We start from the raw sequence: 20,261 nt of genomic DNA, 5'->3' as shown, positions 1-20,261 counted from the left end.
CGAGTTACGCTATTCACGCCTGCGGTCAAGGGCGGGAGATCCGACCCATTAGTTTAGGCTCATCTAAAGTTTAGACACGTCTAATTTATATATTTGCTGGGCCAACTAGCACATATGACTGTTCGAAGGCACACCCAGTGGAGGAAATCATGCCATCGATAGATTACGACAGTGCAGCGGAGATCACAGAACGACTCGAACAGCGATTGGTCGGCTCACTCACCGGCGAAACAAGCGTCAGTCGTCGTACGGTACTCGGTAGTCTCGGTGTCGCCGGGAGTGCAGCAGTCGGACTCGGGAGTTCCCGAGCAAGCGCTTCATCCGACCAGAAGCACGAGAATGAACACGGTAACTTCGGTGCGGTGGGCGAATACCGGGATTTGGATTTCGATCCTCACGAGTTCCTCACTGCCTTCAATACTGGAGATAGCGGCCAGGATAACGTTCCGCAGCAGGTCTACGAGGAGAATGGCCGAACCGTCCGGGAGTTCGAGTTCACTGCTGTCGACACGACGATTACCATCGCACCAGGCATCGAGTTCCAGGCGTGGGCATTCAACGGCCAGGTTCCGGGTCCGACGATCCGCGTCGTTGAAGGAGATCTGATCCGCGTCAACTTCACGAACCTCGGACGGCACGCTCACACGATCCATCCACACCTGAAGAATCTCAACCCGAGAATGGACGGGACCCCGCAGAACGGGCCTGGCGTGCTCGATACGGGTGAATCCTTCACCTACGAGTGGATCGCCCAGCCCGCCGGCACGCACTTCTATCACTGCCACTCGCTCCCACTAAAAGAGCACATCCACCGCGGACTCTACGGGACGATCATCGTCGATCCGGACCCCGAGCGCGTCAGGGAGAACCCACGCGACTACGTCAACTACCCCGGTCCGATCACTGACGACCTCCGGACGCTGCTCGTCGAAGCGGCGAAGAGCCGGAACCACGAGTACGCCGAAAACAACGCGGTCAACGAGATGGTGATGGTAATGAACTCGTTCGACACCAATTTCGACGGCGGCAACGAGGTCTACGCGGTGAACACGCGGGCGTTCGGCTACGGGGTCGGTAGCACCGACGGTGACGGCAACTGGACGGCGGGCGAGACGAAACGTCCCATCCAGATCGACAAGAACGAACGCCAGCGCGTGTATCTCGCCAACGCCACGGAGTTCGACCTCATCAATTCGTTCCACACGCACTCGCAATTCTTCGACTACTACGACCACGGGACGACGCTGACGCCGACGCGCAAGACCGTGGACACGATCATGCAAACGCAGGCCCAGCGCGGCATCATCGAGATCGACTACTCGGATCACGAACTGGGGCTGTATATGTTCCACGCGCATCAGTCGGAGTTCGCCGAACTCGGCTGGATGAGCTTCTTCGAGGTGGTCTAAATGACGGATTCCCCACAGGATACGACGACGGACGGCGGTGTAACGACTGACGAAGAGATCGCACAACCGCTCGGACTACCGCGATGGGTCAGTGCGCTCCTCCCGATTGTGTTGCTCGTGCTTGTCCTGGGCGTGTTCGCGTTCACGTCACCGCTCGCCGGCGTTCAGAGCGGCGAACCGCTTCCGGACGTAACGGTCACGCACACGACGCTTCCGACCGACGAAACGGTCGTACTGCACGTGACGAACAACGGGCCCGAATCCGTGACGATATCACAGGTTCTCGTCAATGAGGCCTACTGGAATTTCCGGGTCGAAGGAGCCGGTGGTGACCAGACGCTCGCCCCGATGGAAAGCGCACAGATCGTGGTCCCGTACCACTGGAATCCAGGATGGGATCTCGAAGTCGCTCTCGTCCTCTCTGACGGAGCGACGTTCCACAACACCATCGTCGCGCCGAGTCAGTCACCCGGATTTAGCCTCAGTCTTCTCGGGACGCTTGCAGTCATCGGGCTGTTCGTCGGCGTCATTCCGGTCGCACTCGGGATGCTGTGGTTCCCCTACATCAAGGCGATGAGCGACCGGTGGCTGCACGTCGTGCTGGTGTTCGCGGCCGGTGTCTTGGGATTCCTCGCGTTCGATGCTGGGTTCGAGGCGTTCGAACTCGCCGAGCGAATTCCAGGTGCCTACGAAGGCAACCTCTTAGTCGTCTTCGGGATCTTCGGCACACTCCTCTTGGTACAGGCGATCAGTGCGTGGCGTGAGGGCCGTGTCGCCGCTGGTGATAGTCGGGCGAGCAGCGGTCTTTGGATCGCCTATTTGGTCGCGATCGGAATCGGCCTGCACAATCTCGCCGAGGGGTTGGCGATCGGGAGTTCATTCGCACTCGGGCGTGTGTCGCTCGGCGCGTTCCTCGTGATCGGGTTTATGCTCCATAACGTGACGGAAGGCCCGGCAATCGTCGCGCCGGTCGCTCGCGGAGAGCGCCCATCGATCAAACACTTCGCCGCGCTCGGCGTCATCGCCGGCGCACCCGTCATCCTCGGTGGATGGATCGGGAGTCTGGCGTACTCGCCGACGATCGGTGCCTTCTTCCTCGCTATCGGAGTGGGGGCCATCCTGCAGGTCAACTGGGAGATCGCGCGAATGGTTCGGGACGCAGGCGGTCGTGTGACCAGCGCCCCGAACCTGCTCGCGTTCCTGCTCGGTCTCGGTGTTATGTACGTGACCGACCTCTTCGTGGTACTCTAATAGGCACCGCCCGATCCTGGTATAATGTCACGTGAGATCTACAACCGGCGAACGTTGATACGACGCGGCGCTGCGACCCTGGCGACGCTCAGCACCGTTGGCTGTTTGGGCGGGCAGGCATCGTCGATCCAGACCGTCACGATGCCCGACACCCACACGTTCGAACCGAAGACCGCGACGATCGAGTCAGGAGAGACGGTCAGGTGGACGAACGAGAGCGACGTTCAGCATACGGTCACAGCGTATACAGACGGGATTCCGGACGAATCCACATACTTCGCAAGTGGAGGCTTCAGGTCAGAGCGTGCTTCGAGGAACCGGATCAGCGACGGGCTCACCGCTCCCGGTGAGTACTACGAGCACACGTTCGATCACCCCGGAACGTACGAATACTATTGTATCCCACATGAAAGCTCGGGGATGGTCGGGACGATTCGAGTGGGGTAATATTGCGACTTCGGGTTCAGAACGAATCATTGCTCCGATGGATGAACGGTCCCATCCACGTCGGCGAGCGCTTTAGTCGCAATGTCACCGAGGTCACCAGCCTCGGTATGCGAATAGCGCTCTCGAACCAGCTCCTCAGAATCGTCTAGATACCGGGCTGCAACCGTGTATCCGAACGAGAACTTCACCCATCCCTCCGACGACCGCGGTGGGGTGTGAGATAGTCGTGCTTGGGATGCTCGACGTCTCGGACTACCGCCACGTTGCTGTCGAGAAAGGAGTCGAACCCTGATTCTGCCGACGAATCGACCGAGAACGGAGTGATTCTCGGCGGCGATGTGAACGTGAATGGGTACCTCGCCGTCACCAGTACAGGAGCGTTCCTCGGTAACGCAGACTACCTCAACCACAAACGCGACGAATACGAACGCCGTCGTGGAATCCTGCAACAGACGGGTTGACGGAGGTGGGTGTAGGCGCTGTACTAGACGTCCGTGCTCCTCGACTGAGATACGTCAGCGGCGGAGTCCGCTCGGTTGAACAGCACATATTCGAGTGAAAGTGATCCAGGACCACTCAACACGAGCGCGACTGCGAGCAAAGCCAGCGCGAGCGTCAATTCGATACCGCCACTCGTGGCCGGATACCCATTCGGAAGGTGGTAGAGAACCGTCGCGACGAGCATATCGATCGCGATCAATGCGCTCGTGATTCGGACAGCTAAGCCGGCCAGTAACAAGATACCGCCGACTAGTTCGAGGAGACCGACACCCCACGCCGCGATCGAGGGAAATGGCACGCTAAGACTCGCCAAGAAGCCTGCGAACCCCTCGGGACCCAGCGGTTTCGGACCGATTCCGAAGACTTTGCCGACTCCTCCAACAAGCATCGGAATCCCGAGAGCGAGGCGAAGAAAGATCAGACTCAACTGCGAAGCTGCCTCGGGTGAGTCTCGACGTGACACGGTCTCGGCCATTACTCCGCCACCTCTGACTGCCCGCCCGTCATCGGGACGATCTGGCCCGTAACACCCTCGTTCGAAAGCAAGTGGAGCACCTCGTCGACGATGGCCTCCGGGGCCGTCCACTCCGAGAAGTCGGCGTCGGGCATCGCCTCGCGGTTCCCCGGCACGTCGATGAGGAACGGGGCAACGGCGTTGACCCGGGCGTCGAGTTCGGCGTCGAGCGACTCGGTCAGCGTCCGGACTGCACCCTTGCCGACGTCGTACGCGAGCGTGCCGCCGACGGGGTTGATGGCACGGTCGGAACTGAACAGGACGACACTGCTCCGGTCGTCGAGGTGGTCCACGAAGGCCTTGACCGTCAGAAACGCCGTCGTCGCGTGGCGATTCAGTGCAGCCTGGAAGGCTTCGGCGTCGGTGTCGTTGACGCTGCCCATCGAGAAACCGCCGGCGAGTCCGACGATGTGATCGATCGATCCGTGGTCGTCGACGATCGTCTCGGTGAAGTCTTCGACGGCTGCCTGATCGGTCAGGTCGACCTGGTAGTACGATACTGCATCGGCGTTTTCGACGCGGTTTTCGACGTCATCTCTCGCGGTTTCGGTGACGTAGGTACCGATGACAGTGGCGCCACTGTCGACGAGCGAATCCGTCACGTACGGGCCCATGTTGCCGGTTGCACCGGTTACGAGCACCGTCGAGTTTTGTAGTTCCATTACATTACCTAGTTTGTTCCCAAACCTATATATAGATCAGGCAACAATAGTGTGACCAAGTAATGGCGACCAAACCACCCGAGGCTGACGCTGACGACGACACCGAGGTCGAACTGCGGAATGCGGACGTCTGCAACGTCGTCGGAGCCGTCGAAGAGATGGGGGCGAAGTGGAAGCTCATCGTCCTGAACGACCTGCGTGACGGTGAAAAGCGGTTCAACGAACTCAAGCGCTCGACGGGTGCGAGTTCCTACACGCTTTCGCGGGTGCTCGACGACTTAGAGGAAGAGGAGTTCATCGAGAACCGTAAGGAGTTCGAGTCGCCCGTCGCGAGTTACTACACGCTGACTGAGAAGGGAGATGCCCTCTGTCCCGTGTTCGAGTCGCTCGACGCCTGGGGTGCGGACTGGCTGTGAGTGTCGCCAGATCGACGGTAGTCCGTCGGTGCTGATCGAGCTGCTCCGTGTTAACTCGTTCCTCGAAGGTCAGAAACGGGTGAGGGGCATCTTCGAAGTCGTTCCCTCACGGGGTTTGAAAAACCGACGGCAACGATCTCGGATAGATCGAATAGACGGAGGTCATCACGCTCGTCTGCAGCTTCCTCGACGGAGCGTTTGAACCCGGAGCGGCCGAACAAGGCGAATTCATACGTCGGCTCACCACCTCCGGTGGGTGTCCAGTCGATGTGCTCCACGTCGTCTTCGAGACCCGAAAGCACGTCATAGCCGAGGGGGGCGCTGGTGAATTTCGCCTCGCCGGCGATCCGCGTCGAGCCGTCGCTGGGGGCGACGACGTCTTGCACGAACGGGAGCGGGGAGTGCTAGATCTCCTCGAAGCCGTCGAAGGTGTCCCGGATCGCCCAGTAGGTCGACTGGGAGACGATGAGGTCGCCACGCCGAACCGCGATCTGCAGGAGCCGGTTCGTTCGGCGGGGGTCGATCCCCTCCGCGGCCACGAGCTCGGCGAGCTCCACGGCCGTACAGCCGGGGTTGTCGAGCACGATCCGAACGATCGTCCCGACCTCGTCCGGTTCGGTGACGGCCATACGCGGAGAGAGCGGCCCGGACGGCGTAGTTATGAGGCGACTACCATCCGCTCGGCGCCGCCGACTGCATGGGCCGGTCGGTCGCGACCACGGTGACGAGGACGGAGGATTTTTGAAAAGGTGGCGGCCCCGATCGAGACGAATCGGATGGGTGGGGGGGTGGTGTGGGGGGTGCGACGTCCGGATCGGTGCCGCCCGTCGGATCGCTCCGACACCGGTATTTCGGGGGCTTACCACAAAGGTACTCGCCGCCTACCGGTTGCACACGGCGCTCAAACCGCGATGTGACCGACTCTCGTTCGGTTCGGAAAAAGAAACCCGTGCGTCGGTACGCAGCACGGGCAGACAAACCTGCTGTGAGTCCCCAGCCGACGTCATCCCCGGAGCGCCATCAGCGGCACGTTCCGGAATCCGGATGAGCAAGCGGATCCATTACGGACCGGCACGGAACTCGCCGTATTTCATCCCGAGGAAGAACGCGATGACCGAGAAAACGATCATCGACGGAAGGACCATCATAAAGACCGTCGAGGGAGCCATCATAGACGTCAGCGCGACCGTTGCGACGGCGACGATCACGACGAGTGGCGCCACCGACCGTCCGAAATCGAATTCCATACCTGCCCTTGTAGCCAGCCAGCCAAAATCGTTCGGAATGTCTGCTTTTGCTGACGGCCATTTCGGTTACTCGTGTCTGAGAGAAACGCCTTGTAAGGTCGCTAAAACACGGGTCGGCGACGCGTTTGATCGTCGCTGTGACTGGGTGGCTCATCCACCTCGTCGAAACCGATGTGCGGAAGGTGCGGCGTCGAATCCGACGCCGCGAACGTCAGCGGGGCTGGAGGGATTCGGGTGGACCGGATCAGGGCGCGGTCTGGGATGCGAGCTGCGCCGAGGAGCTACCGTCGGCCGACTCCCAGTTCACCGAGACCGTTTCACCGCTCCACTCAGCATTGCTGGTTCCCCCATCGTCTTCGTAAAGGTAGAGCGTCTGTGAACTACCTGCACCAACTCCACCGGTAGTGTCCCAGCTATAAGGATCGCCGATGTCGCTCCAAGTACCGCCGTCCTCACTATCGCTAGCGTTGAGACGTTTGGCGGATGTCACGGAGACGGTCAGACTATCATCTTCCGAGATGGTGTCACCGCCGGCGTGAGAGATCGTCACCGCGTTTGGGTCCGGAGTCGTATCGAAGTCCATATTGAAGCTGGCGGTCGGCTGGGTGTTCTGGAGGTCGTCGCCCATTCCGAGGACGAAGGTCCCGATGACGGCGGCGAGGATGACGGTGATCGCCACCATCAGGATCACGCCGATCACGGGGCTGACTGCACGATCGTCGGCAAAGAGCTGTTTCAGGTTCATGGGTTGTCTCACACCAACCATCGCCGGAGCGTCCCCGCGTGATGGTTGTTGAATGAAACAACCGAAATTAGACACTTAATAGTTCTCCCGAAATTATCGGACTTGATATTCCTGGCGGGAGTTCGTGTTCCGGTCGGTCCGGGCCCTCGCGTGCGCTCCAAGAAGTTCGGATTCACCGCCGGATGCACTTCTGGACGTGCGGTTAGATTCATAGGCCTCACGACCGTGGTAATTGGTATGACTTCCCAGAGTATCCGCGCCCTCACGTGTGCCGTCATCGTCCTCTGTGTGCTCGGCGGCTGGGGACTGGCGGTCGACGACGTGGCGACCTCGCCGGGAACGGCGAGCCCGATCGGCGAGGCGGCAGCACAGTCATCCGGCTTCGAGACGGCGGCCCCACGCGGTCGATGGGACCCGACGACGGGATCCGGCGAGATCGTGCTCGATAACGGGAGCTATTATACCGTCTTCCAGGGCGAACGGGATATCGCGACGTGGTACGACACGACCGGTCGCGACGTCACCGACACCGTACTCGAGGGGGTCGCCGGGCGGAGCGAGGGTGAACCGTTCCGGCTGTCGAACGCGATCCCGGCCGACCAGCCGGCCGGCCGATACGCCGGCGACGACCTCACGGTGCGCGTCCAGCAACCACGAATCCGGACGGTCACCCTCTACAACAGCGTCGGAAGCGAGCTCGAGGACCCCTCGGAGCTGCAGCGAGACGAGTCCCTGCTCGTGGTCGTCGACTGGAACTACGCCGCGGCCGAGGACCTCCAGGTCGACCTGATCGACCACGACGGCGACCTCTCGATCGAGCGCGAGGTCCTCTCGACGGACCCGACCCAGGCCCAATCCGACCGGCTTCCCGACGACGTCGACGCGGACACTCTCGCACGGGAGGAACAGGGGATCGGGGCGACGAACGCCAGCACCGCCTACTGGCTGTTCGACCTCGGCGCCGTCGACGACGGAACGTACACGCTCCGCGTCGAGGGGGTCGACGATCTGACCACCGGCGACGCGGTCGAAACGATCCGGTTCACCGTCGGCACCGATGACACGTCGACCCCCGCCGCCTCACCGACGCCCACCACGTCACCACCACCCACTGCGTCACCGACTGCGACGCCCGCTGCATCCCCGACCGAGACCTCATCACCGCACCCGACTACGGCACCGGGAACGTCCGAACGACCCCCGACCACGCAGCCACCTACGGCGACCGACACCGTGACGGGACCGACGACGCAGCCGACCACGACGGAGGAACCCGGCTTCGGGGTCACGGCGGCGCTCGCGGCGCTCGTGGTCATGTTGTTGAAAGCGCTTCGGGTCAACCGGCGCTGACCATCACCACCGGTCAGGTGGCCGAGGGCGGCTCGTGTCCACCGCCGCCGACGTCGCGCACGCTCTCACGCTGCTAGCCGTCTATCGCTGCTAGCCGTCTATCCCCTCGGGCTCGTTCTCGGCGTCACGGACGACCCAGTAGGTCGATCGGGATTCGATGAGTGCGTCGCGGCGGACGGCGGCCTGCAGGAGCCGGTTCGTCCGGCGGGGATCGATCCCCGCATCGGCGACGTGCTCAGTGAGCTCGGTGGCCGTACTGCCGGGGTGTTCGGAAACGAGACGGACGATCGCCTCGACGTCGTCCGTGTCAATGGAGGGCATACCTCACCTATGACGTCGACGAAGTAGTGTCTGACGGCGGATCCTCCAGGGTCAACCGCCACGCGGCCGATCCCGCGCGTGCCACGTGGCTCCGTCACCGCAGACGCTCGTGTTCGACCTTCATACAGCGGTCCTGCACGACGGCGACCCCTGCGGCTTCGGCCCGTGCCGCCGCCTCGCCGTTGCGGATCCCCAGCTGGAGCCAGAGGCCGCCGACGTCTCCCGCGAGATCCCGACGTTCGAGAACGTCGTCGACCACGCCCGGGACGTCCTCGCTCGGGCGGAACACGTCGACCACGTCGATCGTGACCTCGCGCGGGACCTCGGTCACGGCGTCGTAGGCCGGCTCGCCGAGGACGGTCTCGGCGTACGGATTCACCGGGACGATCCGATAGCCGTGCTCCTGGAGGTACTTCGGGATCCGGTGGGCCGCCTTTTCGGGCGTGGTCGAGCAGCCGACGACGGCCACCGTCTCCGCGTCGAGGAGCTCGTCGATGCGTCCCTCGACGTCGGTCGACTCGCCGGACGTGGTCGGGTCGTCCGCGGACATAGACGTGTATCTACACGGAGACGGCGTAAAAATGACGCGGCCGGCCGAGGACCCGGTCGCGATCAACCAACCCGTGGTCAGATCTACCAATGTACACGTTATATCCGGAACCTATTCCAGGATAAACGAGTCATTCGTTCATTCAAATACCCTCATATAGTATGTAACAAGTAACTATATATGTCTCGGTTGGCATTTTTAATAAGGTATGTCATCCCAACGAACACGACGGCGATTCCTCGAAGTGACCGGCGCAGCGGGTATCGTCGCGCTGGCCGGCTGTAGCGGCAATGGTAACGGCGGCAACGGAAACGGCGGCGGCAACGGAAACGGCGGCGGCAACGGAAACGGCGGCGGCAACGGAAACGGTGGCGGTAACGGAAACGGCAACGGAAACGGCGGCGGCAACGGCGGGACGCAGAACCGACTGAGCTGGCACGCCGGCGGAACCGGCGGGACCTACTACCCGCTTTCGAACGAGTTCAAGACGGTGGTCGAGGCCAACACCGACTTCTCGCTGAACGTCCAATCGACGGGGGCGAGCGTCGAGAACGTCGGCAGCCTCGCGGACGGGTCGGCCGACTTCGCGCTGATCCAGAACGACATCGCCTCGTTCGCGAAGAACGGCACGGGCATCGACGCCTTCCAGGACAACCCGATCGAGACGCTCCAGGGCGTCGCGACGCTGTACCCCGAAACGATCACGCTCGTCACGCTGGCGGAGAACGACATCTCCACGGTCGACGACCTCAGCGGCGCGACGATCAACACCGGCGACCTCGGATCGGGTACGCAGGTCAACGCGCAGCAGATCCTGGAGTCGCTCGGCATCACCGACTACAACGAGCAGAACGCCGGCTTCTCGCAGGCGTCCGAACAGCTCGCGAACGGCGACATCGACGCGGCCTTCGTCGTCGGCGGCTGGCCGGTCGGCGCGATCGAGGACCTCGCGAACACCAACGACGTCGAGATCATCCCGATCGCCGGCGAGAACCGCGAGGCGGTCAAGGCGGACGCCTCCTGGTTCGCGAACGACACCATCCCCGGCGGCACCTACAGCGGCGTCGAGGAGGACGTCGAGACCGTCGCCGTGCAGGCGATGATCGCGACCCACTCCGACGTGCCCGCCGACACCGTCGAGACGGTCACCGCGGCCATCTTCGACAACCTCGACGAGCTCTCGATCAAGACCGACTTCATCACCGTCGACAGCGCACAGGACGGGATGTCCATCGAGCTGCACGAGGGCGCGGCGGCCTACTTCGACGCGTAGACGCCACGGGACGGTCCGGGGGTGCGACCCCGGTCCAACCATCTACAACCCGACCGATCCACGGACGATCCGGCCCGCCCCACTCACCCGTTGAGTCGAACGGCCAACTGACCCCACGGGGGCGGTCGCCGCGGGTTCACGGTGCGTAAGCCGCGTTTCAAAAACGTTTCAAGGGCGATACCCCGAGTGATACCCGGAAATATGGGCCGCTTTTCCCGACCGAACGTTCGTGCCGCGGTCCTGCTCGCGGCGGTCGTCGCCCTCGTCGCCCTGGCGGCGACCGCGCCAGTCGAGGCCGTCCTCGTCGTCGAGGACGTGGAGACGGGCGAGCGCTACCTCACGGCGCCGGTCAACGACGGGAGCACGGTGGCCCTCGAGTACACCCACAGCGTCGAGAAATCACGCGTCTACGACGAGTACCGCGTGGACGGGACGACGCTCGTGAACACTCGGATGGAGTTCGAGTCCTACGGCTGGGGACTCCCGGCACGCGTCGACGTTACGAACGTCAACGGGACCCTCGTTTACGACCCCGAGGAACCGATCACCGAACTCGAGACCCTCTCCGTCTCGCCGGGGCGGATCGCCGACCACACGCTGATCGTCGACGGACGGCGACACGACCTCGTCGCGGTGACCCGGGGGAACGACGTCAGACTGCACATCGAACGACGGTCGCTTCTCGAGATGATCTCATGACCACGAACCATCGAACGGACGGCGGCATCGACGATTCGAACGACCGCGGCTCGCGAGCGCCCGATCCCGGCGACGATCCCGGGGACGGTCCCGGAGGCCCCGATTCGATCCCGCCGAGTGACGAAACGACCGACGAGATCTCCCGCGAGGAGGCCGAGGAGCTGATCGAGGAGATCGAGCGCCGCCGGTCGCTGCGGGGGATCGCCGCGGTGGCGGTCGCGGTGATCGGGATCCTCTTTTCGGTCTTCCAACTGTTCCTCGCCGCCCGGAGCTTCTCGTTCACGATCTGGCTCCCCACCATCGAGATCGCCGGACTCTCGATCGCGCCGATACCGGTCTCGCTGCAGCTCCTCCAAGCGAACGCGATCCACGTTGCCTTCGCGCTCGTGCTCACGTTCCTGCTGTTCCCGGGCAGCATGGGTGACGGCATCGTTTCCCGGAACCTCGGCCGGATCGTTCCGGCCTTCGCGGACCGGCTCGGCGACCGAAACCCGCTCACGCGGCTGTTCGCGAGGATTCGGTCGGCGGTCCGCTGGGCGTTCATCGACCCCGACCGCGACCGGGTGACGCCGTTCGATCTGGTCTGCATCGTGGCGGCGATCCTGTCGGCGATCTACTTCCTGACGGAGTTCTCGGAGATCCAGAACATGCGCGTCTTCGGGATCGACTCGGGACGTCCGGTCACCGAGGTGTACGCGTTCCTCCAGCCGATCCTCGGCGGCGTCCCGTTCGTGAGCGAGTACTCCTACGCGATGGCGCTGGGCGTGATCGGCGTCCTGCTGGTGCTGGAGGCGACTCGTCGGACGCTGGGCCTCCCGTTGATGATCATCGTCGCCACGTTCATCGTCTACGCCCGCTGGGGGTTCCTCATCAGCGGGAACACGCCGTTCCTCGGGTTGCTCGCGATTCCGGAACTCACCTGGCCGGACATCATTCAGAACCTCTGGTACAACACCGAGAACGGCGTCTTCGGGATTCCGGTGACGGTCTCGGTGAGCTTCATCTACATCTTCATCCTCTTCGGCGCATTCCTCGAGATGAGCGGGGCCGGCCAGTGGTTCATCGACCTCGCGTACGCGGCGACCGGCAGCCGGAAGGGCGGTCCGGCGAAGGCGAGCATCCTCGCCAGCGGATTCATGGGAACCATCTCGGGGTCGTCGATCGCCAACACGGTCACGACCGGCGCGTTCACCATCCCGCTGATGAAGCGGTCGGGCTACTCGCCGGAGTTCGCCGGTGCCGTCGAGTCGTCGGCCTCCTCGGGCGGGCAGATCCTGCCGCCCGTGATGGGGGCGGCCGCGTTCCTGATGGTCCAGTACACCGCGACGCCGTTCGCCGACATCATCATCATCTCGACGATTCCGGCGATCGTCTTCTTCTTCGGCGTCTGGGTGATGGTCCACCTCAAGGCGGTCCAGGAGGGCATCGGCGGCGTGTCCGACGCGGACACCGTCTCCATGTGGAGCCACCTCAAGCGCGGCTGGTTCTACCTCGTTCCGATCGGCCTGCTGTTGTACTACCTCATCATCGAGCGGCTCTCGGTCTCGCGGTCCGCGTGGTTCACTCTCGTGGCGCTCGTCGCGCTGATCGCGCTCGTCTCGGCGTACAGCGAGGAGACGCGGCTGCGGCTGCTCGGCGTGTTCGCCGCCGTCGTCGGCGTCGAGCTGGCAAGCCACACCATCGCGGGCGTGCCGGTCACCGGCCTCCTTACGGGGGCCGGCGGCGCGGGAATCCCGCTCGGCGAGGCGGCCGGCGTCGTGCTCTCGCGGATCGAGTGGTACGCGATGCTTGCGGGGACGCTGACGCTGCTCTCGAAGCCGGACCTCGATGCGTCGTTGCTCGATCTCAACCCCTCGGTCCGGGAAACCGCCGAATCGATCGGCGACCGAACCGGTCGGGACCTGGGCGAGAGCCAGCCGTTCAAGCTCGGCACCTTCGTGGTCACGTCGATGGAGCAGGGCGCACGCACCGCGGTCCCGGTCGTCGTCGCGGTCGCGGCCGCCGGGATCATCCCCGGCGTCATCAGCGTCTCCGGGCTCGGTCCGAACCTGACCTCGCTGTTGCTCGCGCTCTCCGGCGGCTCGATCGTGGTCATGTTGCTCGTGACGGCCGTCTCGAGCATCATTCTCGGGATGGGGATGCCGACGACGGTCACCTACATCATCCTCATCTCGATGCTGGCGACGCCGCTCGTCGAGTTCGGCATCCCGCTTCTGGCCGCCCACCTGTTCATCCTCTATTTCGGCGTCATCGCCGACATCACGCCGCCAGTGGCCGTCGCGGCGTACGCGGCCAGCGGGGTCGCCAAGTCGGACCCCTTCGAAACCGGCGTGAAGGCGTTCTCGCTGTCGTTGAACAAGGCGATCGTCCCCTTCGCGTTCGTGCTCGCGCCGGGGATCGTCCTGCTGCGCGAGAAGGCGAACGCCGCGGAGCTGCAGCTCCGAGAGCGCTACCGCGTGGTCGGCTTCGAGGACCTCGCCGAGCTCTCGTACTCGATCCCCGAGATCCTCGTGCCGGTCATCGGGGTCTTCCTCGGCGTGATCGCGCTCGGCGCGACCGTCATCGGAACGCTGTACACGCGCGTCGACCGCGCCGGACGGGTCGGATTCGCGGTCAGCTCCCTGCTGTTGATGGCGCCGCGGTTGCTCTCCGAGGCCGTCTTCGACACGCTCGGGCTCGTCGGGATCTCCGTCTCGGTCGACGCGCTCCTGCTCGATCTCACCCTCCGTGGCGTCGGATTCGTCCTGTTCGCCCTGCTCACGGTCCGTAACCGTCGAAAGGCGGACGGCGAGAGTGATGGCCCTGGTGCGGATCCGGAGGCGGGAGCCGGATCGACCGGGGCTGTCGCCGGTTCCGGCTCCGCCTGAGCCGCGCGTCCCCGATCGGCGTTTCGGGATTCGGCTTCGCCAGAACACCCATTATCCTCGGGGCGAAACGATACATCGTATGTCGAACGACCGCGTCATCGAGCTGCTCCGGAAGGCGTATAGCGACGAGATCGAGACGGTCATGAACTACCAGACGAACGCGATCGTCCTCGACGGCGTTCGCGCCGAGGAGATCAAGGAAAGCCTCCAGACCGACATCCAGGAGGAACTGGCGCACGCCGAACAGCTGGGCCAGCGACTCAAGCAGCTGGACGCTCGACCGCCGGGGTCGGCCGAGTTCACCGCCCGACAGGACTCCCTGCAGCCGCCGGCTGACTCGACGGACGTCCTCTCGGTCATTCGCGGGGTGCTCGACGCCGAGGAGGACGCGATCGCCACCTACCGCGACCTCATCGACGCGGCCGAGGACGCGAACGACCCGGTCACCGAGGACCTCGCCGTCACGGTCCTCGCCGAGGAGGAGGCCCACCGCACCGAGTTCCGCGGCTTCGAGAAGGAGTACCAGTCCGACTAGGCGTCGTCGGAGACGAACTCGACGTTCCTGAACTCGAACCGAGCCCCGTTCGCGTCCGACGACTCTCCGTCGGTCCCGCTCCCGGCTCCGTCGGTCCCGCTCCCGGCTCCGTCGGTCCCGCTCCCGGCTCCGCCGGATGCCGATGCGATCGACACGTCCCAGCCGTGCGCCTCGGCGATGCCGTGAACGATCGCGAGGCCATATCCGGTCCCCCCGTCCTGCGTCGAGTAGCCGCGGTCGAAGATCTCGGCCCGGCTGGCCGACGGGATTCCGGGGCCGTCGTCGGCCACGTAGAACCCGTCCGGCGTCCCCGCGTCCGAGTCGGCCTCGTGGGCAAGGAGTCCGACCGTGACCGTGACGTCCGCGCTACCGTGCTCGACCGCGTTCCGGAGGAGGTTTCCGAAGAGGTCACGCAGCCGGCTTCGATCGGCCTCGATCGTTCCAAGCGGCGCCTCGATCCGAAGTTCGGCGTCGCGGGCATCGACGCCGTCCCACGACTCTCGAACGCAGTCGGCGAGGGAGACGGGAGCGGTCTCGCCGATTCGGGCGCCTTCCTTCGAGAGCGCCAGCAGGTCGTCGATCAGTTCCTCGATGCGGCCGAGGGCGTCCGCGACGCGGTCGAGATCCGGCGCGTCGTGGTCCTCGCGGGCCAGCTCGGTGTAGCCCTGCGCGACCGACAGCGGATTGCGGATGTCGTGGGCGAGGACGTCGGCGAACTCGTCGAGACGGTCCTTGCGCCGCCGGAGCTCCCGCTCCCGCTCCGTCCGGTCGGATATGTCCCGAACGATCCCCGTGAAATACTGCTCTCCGTCGTGGCGGTGCTCGCGGAGGCTGATGAGCGTCGGGACCTCGTGGCCGTCCTTGTGAAGGGCGGGCAGCTCGACGCCGTCCCAGTCGATGTTCCGTTCTCCCGTGTCGGCGTACGACGCGAGCGCCGCACCGTGAACCGGACGGAGCCGCTCGGGAACGATCCGCGTTTTCGAACTCCCGACGAGCTCCTCGGGCGTATACCCCAAAACGTCCTCGATCGCGGGGTTCGCGTAGACGATGCGACTGTCTTCGTCGATCGTCAACATCCCCTCCGCGGCGTTCTCAACGAGCGTCCGGTGGAACTCCTCGGAGTCGACCGGCAGCGTGTCCGAATCCGTGTCCGTTCCCATCCTTCACCGTCGTGGCACCATTGACGACCCGACGGATAAATTCTTGCCGATGAGTCGCTCGCACGACCGATATGGCTGCGGCCGCGGTCGTCGAGCCACGCTCACTCCGTCCGGATCTCGAACCGAACGCCGTCGAGAACGGTCGCGTCCGTGATCCGTATCGACCATCCGTGTGCGGCGACGATCTGGCGGACGCTCGCCATCCCCATCCCGATCCCGTCGCCGTCGGTCTTGGTCGTGAACCCCGGCGTGAACACGCGATCGCGGTCTGCCGGGTCGATTCCCGGGCCGTCGTCCTCGTAGACGATCCCGGATCCGGTGGTCCGAGTGTCGCCCCCGGCAGCTCCGTCCCCGGGCCCGCCGGGTCGCTCCCGACTCTCCGCGTCCCCGGCGCCGAGCCGGCCGAATCGAACCGTGACGCTCGCACCGCCGTGTTCGACCGAGTTCCGAAGCAGGTTCTCGAGCAGTCGGGCGAAGGCATCCGGATCGGCCTCGATCTCGACATCGTCGACGGTCACGTCGGTCGAGGCGGGCGGATCGACCGCGATCAGGGCCGACTCCACCGCCTCCTCGAGCAGGACCGGTTCGCGCTCCGAGACGATCTCGCCGCTCCGGAGCGTCGCGACGATGTCCTCACGGAGGTCGTCGACGCGATCGATCGCCTCCGCCGCCCGCTCGATATGCTCGCGGTCGCCGGTCTCGAGCGCGAGGTCCAGACGGCCGTCGACGGCCGAGATCGGACTCCGGAGGTCGTGTGAGACCGCGCTCGCGAACTCGTCGAGCCGGTCGGCCTGCCGTTTCACCTCCCGTTCGCGGCGGCGGCGTTCCGTGACGTCCTTGGCCGAGACGACGATCCCCGTGATCGATCCGGGGCGGTCGTGGTCAGCACGCGTGTCGCCCGAGGTCGTTTCGCCCTCGTCGAGCGCCGACGTGTCCCCGTCCAGCGCCGACGTGTCCCCGTCGTCGACCACCGGCCGAAAGGTCCCCTCGACGACGATCGGCGACCCGTCTTCGGTGGGATGGGTCGCCTCGTATTCGACGTACTCGCCGGCGGCTGCCCGCTCGATCCACTCGCGGACGTCCGTACGGCGGTCGTCCGGCCACCAGGGCGTCTCGGAGAACGGTTCGCCCACGATCGCTTCCCGGTCGGCGTCCACGTACTTGAGCGCGGTCCGGTTGACCGTCCGCACCGTCCCGTCGGGCGCGAGCAACCCCACGAGCACGTTCGGGTCGTGGAAGACGGCCTCGAACAGGCGTTCGTACCGCTGGAGCTCGCGTTCGCGTTCCTTTCGGTCGGTAACGTCGGTGATGAATCCCTCGAGAAATTCGACGTTGGCGTCGGCCGTCTTCGTGTTGGCGTCGGCCGTCTTCGTGTTGGCGTCGGCCGTCTTCGTGTTGGCGTCGGCCGTCTTCGTGTTGGCGTCGGCCGTCTTCGTGTTGGCGTCGATGACGCTCGAAATCGTGTCGGGAACGTCGTCGTCGGGGACGCCGCGACCACGCTCCCACACCCACTTGGTGTCCCCGTCGGCCGTCCGGATTCGGTAGGTGTCCTCGAAGGGTTCGTCGGCGGCGATCGATGTCTGCACCGTTTCCCGGACCGGATCGCGGTCGTCGGGGTGGATCACGTCCTCGCCCCACGTGATCTCGCCGGATTCGAGCCGGTCGGCCGGGTGGCCGGTGAGGGACTCGCACTCGCCGCCGAGATACTCCATCGGCCAGCCGGGTTCGTTCCGGCACCGGTAGACCACTCCGGGAACGTTGTCGACCAGCGTCTCGAGACGTCGTTTCTGCGCCGTGACCGCCCGCTGGGAGCGGTCCCGCTCGACGGCGTTCTCGATCCGGTTGGCGAGGATCGTGTACTGGTCCGTGCCGGTCTCCTTTTGCAGGTAGTCGGTCACGCCGGCCGAAACCGCCCTGCTGGCGACCTCCTCCGAGCCCTTCCCCGTAAACAGGATGAACGGCAGGTCCGGGTGCTCCTCCCGGACCGTTTGCAGGAACTCGATCCCGTTCCAGTCGGGCATGTCGTGGTCGGAGACGAGACAGTCGATCGGCTCCCGCTCGAGGACGTCATATCCCTCGACCGCGCTCGAGGCGGTGACCACCTCGAACCCGTCCCCCGCTCGTTCGAGGAAGGTCGCGGCTAACTCGAGGAAGGCCGGGTCGTCGTCGACGTGGAGCACCCGGATCGACGAGCCCATGTTCCGTGTCATCCGGCCGCCGTCGTAATAGGAGTTCCCATCGTGGCGGATCATCCGGTCAGCCCAGTTTCGACCTAGCCCTCCCACTCCTCGTAGTCTCGATAGACGCCCTTCGAGAGGTACCGTTCGGCGGAGTCGGGAAACACCGTGACGACCGCGTCGTGCGGGACCGCGAGGTCCCCCGAATCGATCCGGTCGGCGACCCGCCGGGCGGCCAGGCTGTTGGCCGCCGAGGAGGAGGCGACGAGGTGGCCCTCCTCCGCCGCGAGCCGGGACATCTCCTCGTGGGTGTCGCGGTCGGGGATCGTCGCGATCTCGTCGACCAGCTCCGGGTCGAAGAGGACGTTCGTCTCGACGTCGTGGGTGCCGATCCCCTCGGTCTTGTACTCCTCGTGGGCGACGTCCTCATCGAAGAACTCACGGTAGGCCGACCCCTCGGGCTCGACGGCCACGACGTGGACGTCCGGGTCGCGCTCGAGGAAGTACTCGGCAAGGCCCATCAGCGTGCCGCCGGTGCCACAGCCGACGACGACGGCGCCGACCTCCCCGTCCAGCGCCGCGTCGATCTCCGGCGCGGTGGTCTCGTAGTGCGCCTCGGCGTTGAGGGGGTTCGAGAACTGCTCGGGAACCACCGCGTTCTCGAGCTCCTCCGCGAGCGCGTGTGCGCGCTCGATCGCGTACCCCATCCCCTCCTCGCTGGGCGTGTTGATGACCTCCGCGCCGAGCGCGCGCATCAGCTGCTGTTTCTCCACCGAGAAGCGCTCCGGCACGACGAACACCGCCTCCAGGTCGAGCCGACCGGCGGCCACTGCGATCCCGATCCCCGTGTTGCCGGCGGTCGGCTCGATGACCGTGCCGCCGGGATCGACGTCGCCGCGCTCGAGCATCCGTTCGAGCATGTACTTTCCGATCCGGTCTTTAATGCTCGCGCCCGGGTTGAACGACTCCAGCTTCGCGTACACCGGCGCCGCGTCCGACGAGGCGTGAACGCGGACGAGCGGCGTCTCGCCGATCGTCTCGTTCACCGACGACAGCGGCTCCCGAAAGGCGGTCATACCGAACGCAAGGACGTGCCCGTTTGTGTAGGTTTCCATCGGAGCGGTGAGTCGATCGTCGCCGATCGTCCGCGGTCGAACGCCACGACCACTCGTCGCCGAACGCCACGACCACTCGTCGCCGAACGCCACGACCACTCGCCGCCGAACGCCTTCGCAACGGTTAGGGAGCTACCGATCACAGCCTGCGGTATGACACACGCTCTGGGCGAGTCCGACTGGGGCGACTGGCTACCCCGCGCGATCGAGGACGCCGACCCCGACACGGTCGCGCTGTGGTATCTCGGCTGTAACGGCTTCGCGATCAAGGGTTCGGAGGGAACGGTGCTGTGGATCGACCCGTATCTCGGGCTCGGCGACCCGCCGCGGACGGTCCGGATGATCCCCGTCCCGTTCGATCCAACTGACGTGACGGTCGGGGACGCGCTGTTCATCACCCACGAACACAGCGACCACGCGCACGGACCGTCCCAGGCGCCGATCCTCGCGAACGCCGACGCCGAGCTGGTCGCGCCCGACGACTCGCTGGCGGTCGCCGACGAGGGGAACTGGACCGACCGGTGGGACGTTTCCGCGGACCAGTTCACGGAGATATCGGAGGGCGATCGGCTTCGTGTCGGCGAGTTCGCCGTCGACGTCGTCGCCGTGAACGACCCCGACGCGACCCACCCGGTCGGCTACGTCATCGAGCACGACTCGGGGACGATCTTCCACGGCGGGGATACGAAGCCCACGGACGCGTTCGCCGAGATCGGCGACCAATACGACATCGATCTGGGGATCCTCGCGTTCGGATCGGCCGGAACCATCCCGGACAAGGAGACCCGCGAGCAGAAACGTACGAAGTGGTACGCCGACGAGACCGAGATCGTCGACGCCGCGAACGCGCTGGAGATCGACCGCCTCCTGCCCACCCATTGGGACATGTGGAAGGGGTTGACGGCGGATCCGACCGCGCTGTATCCCCACGTTCGGAGCTTCGACCACCCACGACGCCTCGAGATCGTCGAGATCGGCGACCGGGTCGACGTCTAATCAGATCCCCCGTTCGATTTAAGAGG

The 20,261-nt window shown here is 64.8% G+C and carries 20 protein-coding genes and 3 pseudogenes; 11 read left to right on the top strand and 12 right to left on the bottom strand.

Translation table 11 applies throughout. The features are described 5' to 3' along the window. Positions 1-149 precede the first annotated feature (149 nt). Genes CPZ00_RS13590 through CPZ00_RS13580 form a run of 3 tightly spaced genes read left to right on the top strand, consistent with a single transcriptional unit; the run spans position 150 to position 3,107 of the window. Complete coding sequence (locus tag CPZ00_RS13590) at positions 150-1,409, top strand: multicopper oxidase domain-containing protein (protein ID WP_096391730.1); 1,260 nt, start codon at positions 150-152, stop codon at positions 1,407-1,409. Continuing rightward, positions 1,410-2,660: a ZIP family metal transporter gene (locus CPZ00_RS13585; RefSeq protein ID WP_096391374.1), complete on the top strand. Its 1,251-nt coding sequence runs from the start codon at positions 1,410-1,412 to the stop codon at positions 2,658-2,660. Between the two features lie 24 nt (positions 2,661-2,684). Continuing rightward, positions 2,685-3,107: a cupredoxin domain-containing protein gene (locus tag CPZ00_RS13580; RefSeq protein WP_096391373.1), complete on the top strand. Its 423-nt coding sequence runs from the start codon at positions 2,685-2,687 to the stop codon at positions 3,105-3,107. 26 nt (positions 3,108-3,133) lie between these two features. On the opposite strand, the pseudogene CPZ00_RS15915 reads toward CPZ00_RS13580, so the two are convergent. Next, positions 3,134-3,354, bottom strand: a pseudogene (locus tag CPZ00_RS15915) (site-specific integrase); the annotation flags it as partial. Positions 3,355-3,412: 58 nt separating this feature from the next. Here CPZ00_RS15915 and CPZ00_RS15910 point away from each other — a divergent pair. Further along, positions 3,413-3,565: pseudogene (locus CPZ00_RS15910) on the top strand (RNA-guided endonuclease TnpB family protein); the annotation flags it as partial. A 26-nt stretch (positions 3,566-3,591) separates the two neighbouring features. Here CPZ00_RS15910 and CPZ00_RS13565 read toward each other — a convergent pair. Together CPZ00_RS13565 and CPZ00_RS13560 are read right to left on the bottom strand one after the other, a co-directional pair. After that, positions 3,592-4,083: a DoxX family protein gene (locus tag CPZ00_RS13565; RefSeq protein ID WP_096391372.1), complete on the bottom strand. Its 492-nt coding sequence runs from the start codon at positions 4,081-4,083 to the stop codon at positions 3,592-3,594. Continuing rightward, a complete protein-coding gene (locus CPZ00_RS13560) occupies positions 4,083-4,784 on the bottom strand; it encodes an SDR family NAD(P)-dependent oxidoreductase (protein ID WP_096391371.1) in 702 nt (233 codons plus the stop codon). The genes CPZ00_RS13565 and CPZ00_RS13560 overlap by 1 nt, the downstream gene beginning before the upstream one ends. Positions 4,785-4,846: 62 nt before the next feature. Between CPZ00_RS13560 and CPZ00_RS13555 the strand changes: the two genes are divergently transcribed. Continuing rightward, positions 4,847-5,200: a winged helix-turn-helix transcriptional regulator gene (locus CPZ00_RS13555; RefSeq protein WP_096391370.1), complete on the top strand. Its 354-nt coding sequence runs from the start codon at positions 4,847-4,849 to the stop codon at positions 5,198-5,200. 50 nt (positions 5,201-5,250) lie between these two features. Here the strand turns inward: CPZ00_RS13555 and CPZ00_RS13550 are convergent. The 4 genes and pseudogenes from CPZ00_RS13550 to CPZ00_RS13535 all read right to left on the bottom strand — a co-directional run. Beyond that, a pseudogene (locus tag CPZ00_RS13550) lies at positions 5,251-5,580 on the bottom strand (hypothetical protein); the annotation flags it as partial. Positions 5,581-5,604: 24 nt separating this feature from the next. Then, complete coding sequence (locus CPZ00_RS13545) at positions 5,605-5,829, bottom strand: hypothetical protein (RefSeq protein ID WP_096391369.1); 225 nt, start codon at positions 5,827-5,829, stop codon at positions 5,605-5,607. Between the two features lie 432 nt (positions 5,830-6,261). Then, positions 6,262-6,447, bottom strand: a complete 186-nt coding sequence (locus tag CPZ00_RS13540) for a DUF7333 family protein (protein ID WP_096391368.1) — start codon at positions 6,445-6,447, stop codon at positions 6,262-6,264. A gap of 244 nt (positions 6,448-6,691) precedes the next feature. Next, positions 6,692-7,192 carry a type IV pilin gene (locus tag CPZ00_RS13535; protein WP_096391367.1) on the bottom strand — a complete coding sequence of 167 codons (501 nt, stop codon included), beginning with the start codon at positions 7,190-7,192 and terminating at the stop codon, positions 6,692-6,694. A 237-nt stretch (positions 7,193-7,429) separates the two neighbouring features. Between CPZ00_RS13535 and CPZ00_RS13530 the strand changes: the two genes are divergently transcribed. Then, complete coding sequence (locus tag CPZ00_RS13530; RefSeq protein ID WP_096391366.1) at positions 7,430-8,542, top strand: hypothetical protein; 1,113 nt, start codon at positions 7,430-7,432, stop codon at positions 8,540-8,542. Between the two features lie 90 nt (positions 8,543-8,632). On the opposite strand, the gene CPZ00_RS13525 is transcribed toward CPZ00_RS13530, so the two are convergent. Then, positions 8,633-8,863, bottom strand: coding sequence for a hypothetical protein (locus CPZ00_RS13525; protein WP_096391365.1), 231 nt, complete (start codon positions 8,861-8,863; stop codon positions 8,633-8,635). Between the two features lie 94 nt (positions 8,864-8,957). After that, positions 8,958-9,413 (bottom strand): CoA-binding protein, encoded by a 456-nt coding sequence (locus tag CPZ00_RS13520; protein ID WP_096391364.1) that lies wholly within the window; start codon positions 9,411-9,413, stop codon positions 8,958-8,960. 208 nt (positions 9,414-9,621) lie between these two features. On the opposite strand from CPZ00_RS13520, the gene CPZ00_RS13515 reads away from it, so the two are divergent. The 4 genes from CPZ00_RS13515 (at position 9,622) to CPZ00_RS13500 (ending at position 14,787) form a co-directional block, all read left to right on the top strand. Beyond that, positions 9,622-10,686 carry a TAXI family TRAP transporter solute-binding subunit gene (locus tag CPZ00_RS13515; RefSeq protein WP_096391363.1) on the top strand — a complete coding sequence of 355 codons (1,065 nt, stop codon included), beginning with the start codon at positions 9,622-9,624 and terminating at the stop codon, positions 10,684-10,686. Positions 10,687-10,887: 201 nt separating this feature from the next. Further along, positions 10,888-11,385 carry a DUF1850 domain-containing protein gene (locus CPZ00_RS13510; RefSeq protein ID WP_096391362.1) on the top strand — a complete coding sequence of 166 codons (498 nt, stop codon included), beginning with the start codon at positions 10,888-10,890 and terminating at the stop codon, positions 11,383-11,385. After that, the gene (locus CPZ00_RS13505) at positions 11,382-14,252 is read left to right on the top strand and encodes a TRAP transporter permease (RefSeq protein ID WP_096391361.1); all 2,871 of its coding nucleotides are present in this window, start codon (positions 11,382-11,384) and stop codon (positions 14,250-14,252) included. The genes CPZ00_RS13510 and CPZ00_RS13505 overlap by 4 nt, the downstream gene beginning before the upstream one ends. 79 nt (positions 14,253-14,331) lie before the next feature. Beyond that, on the top strand, positions 14,332-14,787 hold the full coding sequence (locus tag CPZ00_RS13500) for a ferritin-like domain-containing protein (protein ID WP_096391360.1): 456 nt from the start codon (positions 14,332-14,334) through the stop codon (positions 14,785-14,787). Here CPZ00_RS13500 and CPZ00_RS13495 read toward each other — a convergent pair. The 3 genes from CPZ00_RS13495 to CPZ00_RS13485 all read right to left on the bottom strand — a co-directional run bounded on the left by CPZ00_RS13495 (position 14,784) and on the right by CPZ00_RS13485 (position 19,200). Beyond that, entirely contained in the window at positions 14,784-15,947 is a 1,164-nt protein-coding gene (locus CPZ00_RS13495) for a two-component system sensor histidine kinase NtrB (RefSeq protein ID WP_096391359.1), read from the bottom strand. The genes CPZ00_RS13500 and CPZ00_RS13495 overlap by 4 nt on opposite strands. 101 nt (positions 15,948-16,048) lie before the next feature. Then, complete coding sequence (locus CPZ00_RS13490) at positions 16,049-18,157, bottom strand: response regulator (protein ID WP_199243361.1); 2,109 nt, start codon at positions 18,155-18,157, stop codon at positions 16,049-16,051. A gap of 62 nt (positions 18,158-18,219) precedes the next feature. Continuing rightward, positions 18,220-19,200 carry a PLP-dependent cysteine synthase family protein gene (locus CPZ00_RS13485; protein WP_096391729.1) on the bottom strand — a complete coding sequence of 327 codons (981 nt, stop codon included), beginning with the start codon at positions 19,198-19,200 and terminating at the stop codon, positions 18,220-18,222. A 204-nt stretch (positions 19,201-19,404) separates the two neighbouring features. Between CPZ00_RS13485 and CPZ00_RS13480 the strand changes: the two genes are divergently transcribed. After that, on the top strand, positions 19,405-20,235 hold the full coding sequence (locus CPZ00_RS13480; protein ID WP_096391728.1) for an MBL fold metallo-hydrolase: 831 nt from the start codon (positions 19,405-19,407) through the stop codon (positions 20,233-20,235). Positions 20,236-20,261 lie beyond the last annotated feature (26 nt).

The organism is Halopenitus persicus (assembly GCF_002355635.1).
Lineage (GTDB): Archaea > Halobacteriota > Halobacteria > Halobacteriales > Haloferacaceae > Halopenitus > Halopenitus persicus_A.
Note: the sequence above shows the minus strand (reverse complement) of the source record. Positions and strands in the feature narration are given on the sequence as shown.

Coding starts and splice junctions, on each gene's coding strand:
- CPZ00_RS13590 (WP_096391730.1), top strand. CDS start 150: ATGCCATCGATAGATTACGACAGTGCAGCGGAGATCACAGAACGACTC.
- CPZ00_RS13585 (WP_096391374.1), top strand. CDS start 1,410: ATGACGGATTCCCCACAGGATACGACGACGGACGGCGGTGTAACGACT.
- CPZ00_RS13580 (WP_096391373.1), top strand. CDS start 2,685: ATGTCACGTGAGATCTACAACCGGCGAACGTTGATACGACGCGGCGCT.
- CPZ00_RS13565 (WP_096391372.1), bottom strand. CDS start 4,083: ATGGCCGAGACCGTGTCACGTCGAGACTCACCCGAGGCAGCTTCGCAG.
- CPZ00_RS13560 (WP_096391371.1), bottom strand. CDS start 4,784: ATGGAACTACAAAACTCGACGGTGCTCGTAACCGGTGCAACCGGCAAC.
- CPZ00_RS13555 (WP_096391370.1), top strand. CDS start 4,847: ATGGCGACCAAACCACCCGAGGCTGACGCTGACGACGACACCGAGGTC.
- CPZ00_RS13545 (WP_096391369.1), bottom strand. CDS start 5,829: ATGGCCGTCACCGAACCGGACGAGGTCGGGACGATCGTTCGGATCGTG.
- CPZ00_RS13540 (WP_096391368.1), bottom strand. CDS start 6,447: ATGGAATTCGATTTCGGACGGTCGGTGGCGCCACTCGTCGTGATCGTC.
- CPZ00_RS13535 (WP_096391367.1), bottom strand. CDS start 7,192: ATGAACCTGAAACAGCTCTTTGCCGACGATCGTGCAGTCAGCCCCGTG.
- CPZ00_RS13530 (WP_096391366.1), top strand. CDS start 7,430: ATGACTTCCCAGAGTATCCGCGCCCTCACGTGTGCCGTCATCGTCCTC.
- CPZ00_RS13525 (WP_096391365.1), bottom strand. CDS start 8,863: ATGCCCTCCATTGACACGGACGACGTCGAGGCGATCGTCCGTCTCGTT.
- CPZ00_RS13520 (WP_096391364.1), bottom strand. CDS start 9,413: ATGTCCGCGGACGACCCGACCACGTCCGGCGAGTCGACCGACGTCGAG.
- CPZ00_RS13515 (WP_096391363.1), top strand. CDS start 9,622: ATGTCATCCCAACGAACACGACGGCGATTCCTCGAAGTGACCGGCGCA.
- CPZ00_RS13510 (WP_096391362.1), top strand. CDS start 10,888: ATGGGCCGCTTTTCCCGACCGAACGTTCGTGCCGCGGTCCTGCTCGCG.
- CPZ00_RS13505 (WP_096391361.1), top strand. CDS start 11,382: ATGACCACGAACCATCGAACGGACGGCGGCATCGACGATTCGAACGAC.
- CPZ00_RS13500 (WP_096391360.1), top strand. CDS start 14,332: ATGTCGAACGACCGCGTCATCGAGCTGCTCCGGAAGGCGTATAGCGAC.
- CPZ00_RS13495 (WP_096391359.1), bottom strand. CDS start 15,947: ATGGGAACGGACACGGATTCGGACACGCTGCCGGTCGACTCCGAGGAG.
- CPZ00_RS13490 (WP_199243361.1), bottom strand. CDS start 18,157: ATGACACGGAACATGGGCTCGTCGATCCGGGTGCTCCACGTCGACGAC.
- CPZ00_RS13485 (WP_096391729.1), bottom strand. CDS start 19,200: ATGACCGCCTTTCGGGAGCCGCTGTCGTCGGTGAACGAGACGATCGGC.